8 protein-coding genes and 2 pseudogenes are annotated in these 11,755 nt (G+C 55.8%); 2 read left to right on the top strand and 8 right to left on the bottom strand.

What is annotated here, in order from left to right; translation table 11 throughout:
* The gene (locus IDM28_RS19400; protein ID WP_188036693.1) at positions 1 to 1,632 is read right to left on the bottom strand and encodes a methyl-accepting chemotaxis protein; all 1,632 of its coding nucleotides are present in this window, start codon (positions 1,630 to 1,632) and stop codon (positions 1 to 3) included.
* 386 nt (positions 1,633 to 2,018) lie between these two features.
* Here IDM28_RS19400 and IDM28_RS23945 point away from each other — a divergent pair.
* Positions 2,019 to 2,230: pseudogene (locus tag IDM28_RS23945) on the top strand (AraC family transcriptional regulator); the annotation flags it as partial.
* A gap of 38 nt (positions 2,231 to 2,268) precedes the next feature.
* Here the strand turns inward: IDM28_RS23945 and IDM28_RS19395 are convergent.
* Positions 2,269 to 3,075 (bottom strand): HNH endonuclease, encoded by an 807-nt coding sequence (locus IDM28_RS19395; RefSeq protein WP_188036692.1) that lies wholly within the window; start codon positions 3,073 to 3,075, stop codon positions 2,269 to 2,271.
* Positions 3,076 to 3,243: 168 nt separating this feature from the next.
* On the opposite strand from IDM28_RS19395, the gene IDM28_RS19390 reads away from it, so the two are divergent.
* Positions 3,244 to 3,411, top strand: a complete 168-nt coding sequence (locus IDM28_RS19390) for a hypothetical protein (protein ID WP_262500169.1) — start codon at positions 3,244 to 3,246, stop codon at positions 3,409 to 3,411.
* A 495-nt stretch (positions 3,412 to 3,906) separates the two neighbouring features.
* Here IDM28_RS19390 and IDM28_RS19385 read toward each other — a convergent pair.
* From IDM28_RS19385 to IDM28_RS19360, 6 genes and pseudogenes are all read right to left on the bottom strand, one after another.
* Positions 3,907 to 4,125: pseudogene (locus IDM28_RS19385) on the bottom strand (WYL domain-containing protein); the annotation flags it as partial.
* Between the two features lie 114 nt (positions 4,126 to 4,239).
* On the bottom strand, positions 4,240 to 5,922 hold the full coding sequence (locus tag IDM28_RS19380; RefSeq protein WP_188036691.1) for a restriction endonuclease subunit S: 1,683 nt from the start codon (positions 5,920 to 5,922) through the stop codon (positions 4,240 to 4,242).
* Positions 5,919 to 7,388, bottom strand: coding sequence for a type I restriction-modification system subunit M (locus tag IDM28_RS19375; RefSeq protein WP_188036690.1), 1,470 nt, complete (start codon positions 7,386 to 7,388; stop codon positions 5,919 to 5,921). Before IDM28_RS19375 ends, IDM28_RS19380 begins: the two co-directional genes overlap by 4 nt.
* A gap of 101 nt (positions 7,389 to 7,489) precedes the next feature.
* The gene (hsdR, locus tag IDM28_RS19370; RefSeq protein ID WP_188036689.1) at positions 7,490 to 9,853 is read right to left on the bottom strand and encodes an EcoAI/FtnUII family type I restriction enzme subunit R; all 2,364 of its coding nucleotides are present in this window, start codon (positions 9,851 to 9,853) and stop codon (positions 7,490 to 7,492) included.
* An 81-nt stretch (positions 9,854 to 9,934) separates the two neighbouring features.
* Entirely contained in the window at positions 9,935 to 10,243 is a 309-nt protein-coding gene (locus IDM28_RS19365; RefSeq protein ID WP_188036688.1) for a hypothetical protein, read from the bottom strand.
* Positions 10,240 to 11,220, bottom strand: coding sequence for an integrase domain-containing protein (locus IDM28_RS19360; RefSeq protein WP_188036704.1), 981 nt, complete (start codon positions 11,218 to 11,220; stop codon positions 10,240 to 10,242). Before IDM28_RS19360 ends, IDM28_RS19365 begins: the two co-directional genes overlap by 4 nt.
* Positions 11,221 to 11,755 lie beyond the last annotated feature (535 nt).

Here is an 11,755-nt window from a genome sequence, read left to right as displayed (position 1 = left end):
TCAAAGCCTAAACACACTCACCTGCCTGTGCAGGCCCTGCGCCAACTGCTGCAACGTGCCAGCAGTTTCGGTGGTCTGCTCCACCGCCTGGCTATTCTGCTGTGACATCTGCGCAATCCGTTCAACATTGCGAGCCACGTCCTGGCTGGCTGCAGTCTGTTCACGCAGGGCCAGAGAAATCTGATCAACCATGCGAACCACGTCACCCGAAGACTGACGAATGCCGACGATCGCATCACCCGCTCGTTGCGCCATATCGACGCCGCCTTTCACCTGGGTAACACCGACCTCCATCTGTTGCACAGCATCACGGGTACCCAGTTGAATCCTTTTCACCATCTCGGTGATCTCTTGGGTCGAGTTGCCGGTGCGCTGTGCCAACAAGCGGACTTCGTCGGCGACGACAGCAAACCCGCGACCCTGCTCGCCCGCTCGAGCGGCTTCAATCGCGGCATTTAGTGCAAGCAGGTTGGTCTGGTCCGCAATGCTTTTAATCACACTGACGATGCTGCTGATTTGCTCAGCATGATTGTCGAGGTCGCTGATTTGCGATGCTGAGGCCTCTACGGTTTGCGCGATGAGGTTCATGCGCTCCAGGGTCTCTTGAATGACGCTGCCGCCTTCACTGGACTGGCGCCCTGACTCGCTGGACTGGGCATGCGCTTCGACAGCGTTGTCGGAAACGTGGTTTATGCTCACCGTCAGTTCCTCAACGGTGGCAGCCATTGACGACGCCGAGTGTGATTGCTCTTGAACTGAGGTCGACAGCTGCAGCGATGCGGTCGAGATATTGTCGGCTGCACCCACCAGTTGTTCCGCGCTGATGCCAATCTCGCGAATCATGGCGCGTAGGCGGTCTTGCATGGCCTGGAAGGCTTGTTGAAGCGTGCTCACTTCGTCGTTGCCTGCAACTTCTATCTTGTTGTCCAAGCGCCCATCAGCAATGTTGCGAGCGAGGGTGACCGCTTGGCTCAAGCGTCCGGTAATGGTCTTGGTGAGCAGCGTTGCGATCAGTATTGCCAGGATCGCTGCGGCCAACCCTCCCACTACCAGAATGGTAAAAGCAGTGGATTTGGAGTCGTCCATGAGGGTGCTGCGTTCTTCTTGCAGCGCTTTTTCTGCATCCTGAAACTCGGTGATGAGTGCGCGCATTGCATCCATCTTGGCTTTGGCTTGCCCTGAGCTGATTTGGCTGATGAGGGTGGTCAGCGGGGCGCGATCAGCGTTGATTTCTCGGCGTAAGGTGATGGCGCTCTGCATGTCCTGCTGCAGCCACTGCTGGTAAACCGCTTGCAGGCGGTCCAGCCGTGCTTGTTGCTCTGGGTTGTCCTGAGTCGCTTTTTTGACCAGCGCAAGCGAGTTGGCGAAGGCCTCCTCACCTTTGAGCATCGGCTCAAGGAAGCTGTCTTGCCCAGTCAGAGCAAAGCCGCGCATGGCGGTTTCGATGTCGACGAGGCTGTTCAGGATGGTGTTTGAGTGGTTGAGCACGTCGTAGCTGTGGATGTTGCGTTTGACGCTGCTGCTGACTTGGTCGAAGCCGCGTAAGGCAGAAAGCACCAGGACTGCAATTATGATCAGGACCAGACCGAAACCGGTGTACAGCTTTTTTGAAATGCTGAAATTGTCGAACATTGCGGGTGTTACCTTTCAAGGCCTGGCGGGGGTGCTACGCGGGCTGCCACGCATGGGAATGCGGGAAGCGCCTGCATAGTGACGTTTTGATATCAATCCGTATGAGTGTGTTGTACAGGGAAAGTTCTTTGTACAGGTTTTTTGTTGCTCTGGACTTGGTTTGAGTGCGCTGCAGGTCAACGGAAGTTGCTCTCTGGGCGCCACCTCGCTGTTGGTGCCGCTGTACCTCTGTGGGCGCTCGGCCCAGCGGCTGATTCACATCGACGACTCCCCACGCTGGTGCTGGACGACGCCCGCACCGTGGTTATGTTGCTGCGACAGCTGATTGGCCATGGGGGCAAGGCGGCCAGTTCAGTGGTGCTGCTGCAGCATGAACGCATCTACCGGTGATTCGAGCGTTTGCGCGGTATCAGAACTCGCCGGTAGAGGAGATCTGGCGGGAGCGGTTGATTGCTAGCCGGGCGGTGATTGAGAGGGGGTAGGTGAGGAGCGGTTCGCAGGCGGCGTTGGAGTACGGGTTCTCAGATTTTCCGCATTTTAGTAATGCGTCTCGGCAGGCGTTTGGGGTGTGGCGCCGCACACGTTGTTGCGGCGCAACGGCGCCAGAGCCGGAAACTGCGGTCGGTGCGGCCGCGTCTATATCGTATTTACCCAACGGCCGCGCAACATGGCTTTGAGGTCTTCGATGCTCAAAGTCATCTCTCGCTTGCGATGGACCACTGCGTGGCAGTTGGCGCAAAGGGGCACAAGATCAGTTTCTGGGTTCACAGCTTTTTCGCCACCAAAGTCCGAAATCGGTACGACATGGTGAATATGAATGAAACCCTTGGCGTGCTCACCATAGGCATCCTCGAAATTAAATCCGCAGGCTTTGCATTCAAGGCCATGGATGGCGATCGCCTTCGTCCTCAAATCTTTTCGGCGTTCATATCGAGTGCCGAAGTAGCTCTGCTGGCTGCCCTCGTTGGCTGATTCGAAGATCAGGGGATCACTTTCTGTGTTGGCTTCTGAGGGCTGCTCATTCGCGACTGCCCCAAATTTGGCGTGATGCAGAATGGCATCGTAGTCAACGGCGGAGATTGGCCGAACGCCGTCTCGCCAGTAGTTTTTGAGGCGTTTAGTGGGGATGGTTTCAAGGTATTCACCGTCCACTTTTGCCGCGACGGGTTGTTCGAATGGAGTGAAACCCTCGATCAACGCAAACAGGTCTCCTTTTGTGCTGCCTTTATCAGGGTACACCTTGCCGATACGGGCCTTGGCGAAGTAATGCGGAGCGTTGCTGAGACGAGCGGAAGCAAAGGCCTTATCTTGAATGCGCCCTTTGTAATAGATCACGTCCGTACCCTGGGCCAGCCAGTTCTGGTAACGCTTAGGGAAGTGGTAGACGGCGCCCGTCTGGTCTTCCCACTGCGATGTGTCGTTCTCGACGATGACGACCGGCATTCCATTTCCTCTAGGGTGATGGCAAAAAGCCTATCAAAAAGAGGAATCTTCCTACAGGTTTTTCAGGTGTACTCGTAGTCCCCACCGCCGCGTCACCTGCCGAAATCGTTGGCTACCTGTCAGCCGGGCTACTGTGTGGCGCGAAGCATGTCTCGGAGCACTCCACGCGTGTCGACCAAAACAGAGGTCTGGGGTGTCGACCTGATGCTCAACAAGCAGCGCCCCGGTCAATTGCCCAGCGAGGTGTTGCTGGAGGAGATGCTCATCAACTCGCTGAGCATCCTCTCTGATGAATGGATGCTGATCGGTAGGCAAGAAAGCACCGACGGTGTGTAGGCCGACTGCGCTGAAGTGGCGTTGGACCATTGAGCGGTTGAAGCAGCGGTTTTCGGAGTTTGATGGCGGGCAGGTGGCTGAGACTGTGGAGAAGCTGTGCGATTGATTTGTCAGTTGCAGATTGCTACTCGTGCCTGAATCTGTTGCCCATTGTTTCTCAAGTGTTCACGCTCTCAAATCGTGAGCCGGGGTAATCTGAGTTAAGTCAGTAACATATTGATGGATATTGGGAATTCCGGTTTGTATTTTAAGCTGGAATACCGATTGGAATACTGCGACAAGTATTTCTGGCCTGCCGATGATCAGGGTCGCCCACTCTCTGGCGACCCTGGTCCAAGCGTGGTCACTGAGCTAAATGACTACGGGATAACAGGCATAACCGCACAATATGTCGGTGCTATCCCGCATCTGCAGAATAATGACCAGAACCAGCTTGCCGAGCAGGTTGGCACAGTCAATCGGTTGATCTCGATTGAAGCTGCTGAGATTAAATTTTCAGTACTTCACCACCCAAGGCTGCAGTTCCTGGAGGTTGTTCACCACCAGTTGCTGGGCTTCGGGAAGTATCGCCATGTTGCGGTGGTCAATCTGGTACCGCTGCAACACGTACTTTACCAATGCCCTGCGGCTGGGCACCACCAATTGCCCCTGCGTCATGCTGAAGTCGGTTTCAATGATTGCCTTCTGCGCCTCGTTCAACCGCCCATCCGGTGCAACTGCTCGCTGGGCAGGATGCACTCATGCAACTGGCTGGGTTGGCACCGACCGTCCAGATTTGCGTTCTGATGGGCATGGGGTTTTCCTTAACGTGATGCGGCCTGCAAGCTGCTAGGCCAATGCCTGCTCGACCAGAGTGCTGGCCAGTTGTTCGTTCAGCTGGCGTGCTTGGGTCAGGCGGTTTTTTAGTTGGTCGCAGAGGGCCATCAGTTGATCGACTTTGGCGACGATGCGGTGTTGTTCGTTGAGTGGCGGAAGAGCAATTGGATAGTCATTCATTGCTTTGAGGCCAAGATTCTTGATTGTGGTCCCGGTTGCACTCTTTAAGGCATATTTCATAAATCCAGGGGCCTCAATCAATAATCTGACAAAGTGTTTTGACACCCCGTTAGCAAGGTTCAAGTAGCAAGCGCTTTTCCCTAGAACGATTTTTTCGGAGTTGTAAAAAGCAACATTGCCGATAGTGCCGTTGATTGAAACTAGAAGACTTTGCTCGTCCAGAGGTTTCTTATGTTTGGAGTACTCAGTTTCACTAACCGTCTTGGTTTCCGGCTTGATGACGATCTTGCCTCCCTTCAAGTTGTTTCCATTCACAAAATGGAATTCGCCGTCTTGGTTATAAATCGGTGTGCCGTGCAGGCCATCGCCTAACTGTCGTGTTATCTGCGAAAGCCTCAACCACTTCCACCCTTGAGGCGCTTCAAATGCTGCATCTTCTGTGGAAACAGGGATTATCGATTTTGGCTTCCTGATTTTTCCTTCTGAATGGAGCTGCGCAATCTCTGTAGCTATTTTTACCAGTAAATCGTCGGCCGGCTCATCGCTGGGATCTTGCGGCACCAGTTTGCCCATCACAGCAAGTTGCAGTAGAGTTTGTTTGAGAGCGTCGATGCTGGGTTCGGTGGTGAACAGGGTTTGGAAGTGCTCAGCCAGGCTTTGCCAGTTGGCGGCGAAGTCGGTGGCGTCGCTGGCTTGGATCAGGCTGTCGAGCAGCGCTTGTACCAGTTGGGCGTGGGTTCTCTCGACGTCGACCTGTTGGGCTTCCAGGCGGTCACAGAGCGCCATCAGTTCATCGACTTTGGCGACAATGCGGTGTTGTTCGGCGACTGGTGGAAGCGGAATTAACCCGCTGAAAAACTGACCGTCATTAATGGCTGGGTAAGCGATACCCATCTGCACAGACTCAACATATCGGACAAAAACGGGGCTTCTCAAATAATAGAGAAAATATCTTGCAGGCATCTCCAAGTAGGGATGGATGATCGCGAACGCAGTGCTAGCAATTGGTTCTTGCTCATATGCTTCATCGATAACAGCAACGTTTAGAAGGTACGGTCGAATAGTAGAGTAAATCACCGTACCAGGCCTAACCATTTTTCGTGCTCGCGATGGCGCATCTGTAGCCATAATTACTTGGGGAGTACTGATTATCCCAGCGGCATTATCAATAGCACCAACGTCGATATATGTGAATGCTTGACCTGGGGTTTTCTGACCCCAATCATGACCAACAGCTGCTATGCGAACCCACTCCCAGTTGGTAGGGACGTCAAAGGGTTTATCTTCTTGGTCTATCTCCACCAGCGGCTTCTGCTTCTTAATTTTCTCCTCGGCCACCAGCCGCGCCTTTTCCACGGCGATGCGCTTTAGCAACTGACTGGCCGGCTCATCGCTGGGATCTTGCGGCACCAACTTGCCGCGCACCGCCAATTCCAGAATCAGCTCACGCAGCTTCTTGATGCCATTGGGCGCACCGGCCAGCAGGGGGAGGTTGTCGGTGAGCAACGCCGTCATACCTGGCGCTCCAGGGCTTCGGCCAGCACGGCTTTAAGCTGATCGCGCAGGTCGCTGATTTCGTTTTGCAGTTTGGCGTAGTTGCGCAGCAGCTCGTCCGGATCATGACTGATCTGTTCGCCGATATGCGGGTTCTTGCAGTCCAGGTTCCAGTTGCGTGCCTGCAGCTCTTCGACACTGACATGCCAGGCGAATTCGTTCTCCACCCGCGCAGCAAAGCCATCGGCCTCGTTGCCCCACCAGGCTTCTTCGACGACGAATTCTTCGATGCGCATGGGCCGGGTCTTGGAGTAGTTCTTCACGCCGGCCGGGTACTGGTGTTCGTAGAACCACACTTGCTTAGTCGGCGTGCCCTTGGTGAAAAACAACAGATTGGTCTTGATGCCGGTGTAGGGGTTGAACACACCGTTGGGCAGGCGAACGATGGTGTGCAGGTTACACTCGGTCAGCAACTTCTCCTTGATGCGGCTTTTGATGCCTTCGCCAAACAAAAAGCCATCGGGCAGCACCACGGCGGCGCGCCCGCCGTCCTTGAGCAGTTGCATGATCAGCACCAGAAACAGGTCGGCGGTTTCGCGGGTGCGGAATGCGGCGGGGAAGTTGGTTTCGATGCCGTCTTCTTCCATGCCGCCGAACGGTGGGTTAGCGACGATGCAGTGCACTCGCTCGCTTGGACCCCAGCTAATTAGCGGTTTGCTCAGGGTGTTGTCGTGGCGGATCTGGCTGGGCACCTCGATGCCATGCAGAATCATATTGGTGGTGGCCAGCAGATGTGGCAGCGGTTTTTTCTCCACGCCGAAGATGCTGGCCTGCAGGGTGCGTTCGTCTTCGGCGGTTTTTACATAGCGACTGCGTTTGTGCTCGATGGCGCAGGTGAGAAAGCCGCCGGTGCCGCAGGCCGGGTCCATGACTTTTTCATCCAGCTTGGGATCGACCATGCGCACCATAAATTCGGTGACCGGGCGCGGGGTGTAGAACTCGCCCGCGTTGCCGGCGTTCTGCAGGTCGCGCAGCAATTGCTCGTAGAGGTTGCCGAACTCGTGGCGTTCCTGGGCCTTGTTGAAGTCCACGCCTTCCTGAATTTTGTTGATCACCTGACGCAGCAGCTGGCCGGACTTCATGTAGTTGTAGGCGTCTTCAAATACGCTGCGCACCACAAAGGCCGAGGGCGTGTTGCTGTATTCGTGCAGGTTCTGCAGTTGGGGGAAGAGGTTGTTGTCAATAAAGTCCTTCAGTGCATCGCCAGTCATGCCTTCCGGGTCGGCCGCCCAGGTGCGCCAACGGCAGCTGTCGGGGATGGGCGACTTGTAGTTGTCGTCCATCAGCTCCCATTCCAGCTCGCGGTCATCGAAGATCTTGAGGAACAGCAGCCAGACCAACTGGCCAATGCGCTGGGCGTCGCCATCGACGCCGACGTCTTTGCGCATGATGTCCTGGATGGACTTGATGGTGGAGCTGATGGACATAACGAATTCTCGGTCGGTGCGGCAAAGCGGAGGATTGTAATGGAGTTGGCTGCTTTAGGTGGACAAGGCTCCGCCGTTGCCCACCCTACGGGTAGAGCGGATTAACTGGCGTACAGCGCGTCTTCCAGTTCATGGATAGCTTTGTTGTAGCCAGCTTTGCCGCCAAAGGCTTTAACCAGTTCGATGGGTGCACCGAGCTGGTTAAAAGGATCGAGCTGGAGGATTTTGATGTCCTCAATGTGCTCAATGCCGGTGTCGGCGTATTTATCCAGCAGCGCTTCCAGCACCTGGCGGGCTGCACCGGAATACTTGGCGAAGTAGTTACGCTTTTTCACCTGTTCGGCGCGTTCTTTACGCGACAGCGGCGGTTGGTCGAAGGCGACGTGGCAGATCAAGTCAAACGGATCGAGTGGCTTGCCATGTTTCTTTTCCACTTCTTCGGCCAGGGCTTCCCACATCACACCTTGGGTGGCCATTTCGTCGATGATGGCCTTTTTCTGCTCGGCATCACTCCAATGGCGCAGAAATTCGTCCAGCGAGGCGAACTGTTTTTGTACGCAGGTGCGGGTGTAGTTGTGCAGCGATTCGGTGATCAGTCGGCCATCCGGGCCGTAGTACTGCACACGCTCGGCGATGACATAGATCGGGATGCTGTCGATGATGTACTTGATGCGCCTCTTGCCGTCTTCCTCACCGGTAAAGTCCAGATCATCACCCTCTCCATCGCTACCTGCACTGATGCCATCTCCTTCAAGTAAATCGTCGGGCGGAATTGGCGGCTCGCTGCCTTCAGGGGCGTAAACCACCACCGGGTCACCGTCGAAGGCCGGGTCGGCAAACAGCTCGGTGGCCTTCTTGAAGTCCATGATGGTGAACCAGTATTTGCCGAAGTCTTCATTGATGCGGGTGCCACGACCGATGATCTGCTTGAATTCGGTCATCGACTTGATGTGCTGGTCGAGCACGATCAGCTTGCAAGTCTGCGCATCGACACCGGTGGTCATCAGCTTGCTGGTGGTGGCGATGACCGGGTACCGCTCTTCCGGGTTTATGAAGTTATCCAGCTCGGCCTTGCCTTCCAGGTCATCACCGGTGATGCGCATGACGTATTTACGATTCTCGGCCACCCGCTCGGGGTTGAGGTTGACCAGGGCCTGGCGCATACGTTCGGCGTGGTTGATGTCGTCGCAAAAGACGATGGTCTTCTGGAACGGGTCGGAGGCCTTGAGGAACTCAGTGACCTTCTGTGCCACCAGTTGAGTACGCGCCTCGATGACCAACGTACGATCCATGTCCTTGAGGTTGTAGATGCGGTCTTCGATCAGCTCGCCATTCTTATCGAGCATGCCCTTGGGAGGGCGCCAGCCTTGCAGGTCTTTGTCGAAGTCGATCCGCACCACTTTATAGGGCGCGAGAAAGCCGTCCTCGATCCCCTGTTTGAGGGTGTAGCTGTACACCGGCTCACCAAAGTAGGTGATGCTGGACACCTCTTTGGTTTCCTTCGGTGTTGCGGTGAGGCCGACATGGGTGGCGTTGGAGAAGTAGTCAAGAATCTCGCGCCAGGCGGAATCCTCGGCGGCGCTGCCACGGTGGCATTCGTCGATCACGATCAAGTCGAAGAAGTCGCGGGAGAACTGCTTGTAGACGTTCATCTCTTCTTCAGCGCCAGTCACCGCCTGATAGAGCGACAGGTAGATCTCGTAGGAGGTGTCTATCTGGCGTCTGGCAATTTTGGTCATCGCTTGGCCGAAGGGCTTAAAGTCGTTGTTCTTTGTCTGGTCGACCAGGATGTTGCGGTCGGCAAGGAACAGAATTCTTTTTTTCTGTTTTGATTTCCACAGTCGCCAGATGATTTGAAAGGCGGTGTAGGTTTTTCCGGTGCCAGTTGCCATTACCAGCAGAACGCGGTCCTGCCCGCGCGCCACCGCCTCAACGGTGCGGTTGATGGCGTTCATTTGGTAATAGCGCGGCATACGTCCGGAGCCGTCGTCGTAGTAGGGTGCTTCGACCTTGTGTTGAGCAGCATTGTCCAACCCCTTCCATTGGCAGTAGCGGTGCCAAAGTTCGGCAGGACTAGGGAACTGATCCAAGGAGAGTTCAGCTTCGACCTTGCTGCCTGTACCACTGCGATCATGAAAGAGGAAGCCATCGCCATTGCTGGAGAATACGAACGGCACATCCAACGCCTCTGCATAGCCAAGAGCTTGCTGCATACCGGAGCCAATGGAGTGCTTGTTATCCTTTGCCTCGATCACAGCGATAGGCAGGTTGGCTTGGTGGTAGAGGATGAAGTCTGCACGGCGTGCTTCGCCCCGGCTGTGAAGCTTGCCACGGACCATAATACGGCCTTTGGTGAAGCTGACCTCTTCACGCACCTGTTTGTGCATGTCCCAACCAGATTGCTGAATAGCTGGGGCGATGTATTTACTGCAGATGTCCCGCTCGGAAAGTGATTTCTTGTCCATGGCTGGCTATGTCCCTATGACGTGCTGCGGACTTTATCAGAAGGGCTAGAGGCATGCTGCCAGTATTGAGGGCCGGCACTCTCAACGTCGGCCGTCAGGCCTGCGTATGCCCTGACAGCGGTTGAAAACCCATGGCTTTTCTAATCGTCGGGCGAGCAGCCGTACGGTCAGTAGATAGTAATACTGTGAAGCACCACTTCGTTCTTTCAGGCGTTGCTCGAGAAACCAAACCAAATGCTTTCTCTGCCAGGCCCAAGGCGTTTCTCGCTGCCAGCGTACTGCTATTTCAGCCTGGATGATTTTCGCCTGTCGCACATGGCGTTGTTGAGTTGCCTGCGACCCCGTCAGCACTCCAGCCAAGAACAGTTCCATGTCGAATGGCTTACTCATGTTCGCCCTCCAACGTAGGCAGAGACCACGTCGATCCGACCGTGCCCCAGCTCGTAGCTGATTTGCCTCCGGGCCTCACGATCAAGGTTCCTATCTATCTGGCAACAGTGGCCGCCATTGATCGGCGCTCGGTGTTGGGTTATTTGCTCATAGCGCTCACAAGCGTACGCCGCTCGTAGCTCATGGAAGCCTTTAAGATTGTGTGAATGCAGGATGTCGCGGGCGGGATGAACGATTCCTTGCAGAATGCTCAGGTAGCTTTCGTGTGGCGCAATAAGGTTACGGCTACCCGCAGGCGAAATCTGCCTTGCAAACTCAAGTGCACCTCGAACATGTTCGTCCACCGCAATCCAACGTGGTGCCGAGGCGCCGGCGCGGCCACCTTTGGTGCCATCCTGAATGTTAATCCTGCCTAAGTCGTTTGCCTCGCGGTTTAACCGTGGCAGGTCAGCCAAGATAGCCTCACGCAAGCGCATGCCGGTGGCTCGCGCCAACCGAATGATCGCGGCGGCCCGTAGTCGATGATGGCGGCAAAGTGCATCGAAGATCTGTTTAACCTGTTCGCGGTCTTGGCCCTGAGGCACCGATTGTCGAACCCCGGTGCGCTGCATACCCAGCGCCTTGCTCGGGTTTGGCAACTTCACACACTGATCACCGCGAAGCGCCGCCATGGTTCTGTTAACGCTTGATAGCCGATTTTGTGCGGTGCTGACGGCGAGATCACCGCGCCTAACCATGTCGCGCAGATACGCTGCATAGTCGGCCAACACCTTCCGATCAATCTGCCGCGCATCATTGATACCGGGCCCCTGTTCAGAGCGGCACCACTTCACGAATGCCTGCCACCGATCACAGTGCGCTTTGACCGTGCCGTAGTGACCGCCGCCGAACATGTATTTCAGCGCTTGCGGTCCCGCGTAGCTCAACTGCCTGCCGTAGCCGAAATTGCGGCCATCGCGTTTACCCACCAATGCCATGTCGCTCACCTCATTTTCCGCTCTTCGATCCTCGCCCCACGTCATCCCGCCAGGAATGTTGAGTGTTATCAGGGATCAAGGCCCCTGCGACCTGTGGGGAATGTCCACTACGCGGGACTGGCGGCTCCTTACGACCGGGAGCAAGGGCATCTCATGATCTGGCCTCCTGAACACCGTTGCCGGTGGGCGGGTGGAGGCAGCACTGGCTGACTAGACCAGCGCCTGAAGATCCTGAGCCGGGTGAAAGCAGCGATGCGATGGCCGGGGCATGCCTGACTGTCAGTCAGGTGCTGTCCATTCCTTGGACTGCGGCACCATCATCTACAGCGCTGTTGCTGGTGACATCGGCGTTTGTCACGCCAATTGTCACGAGGGGAATAGCCGCTGAGCCATGTGCGATCAGGGCTGCAGCAGTGTCAGGAGTGCCCGTCTCTTTCCAGTGAAAGAGACGGTCACAGGTTGGCGCAAGATTCGGCCAAGCGGATAGGTTGCTGCAGAGCAGCGAAGTAGGAAGTGTTGTCTGGCGCACGAGGGC

The organism is Pseudomonas sp. EZ-C24 (assembly GCF_014525325.1).
GTDB classification, from domain to species: Bacteria; Pseudomonadota; Gammaproteobacteria; order Pseudomonadales; family Pseudomonadaceae; genus Aquipseudomonas; species Aquipseudomonas shirazensis.
Note: the sequence above shows the minus strand (reverse complement) of the source record. Positions and strands in the feature narration are given on the sequence as shown.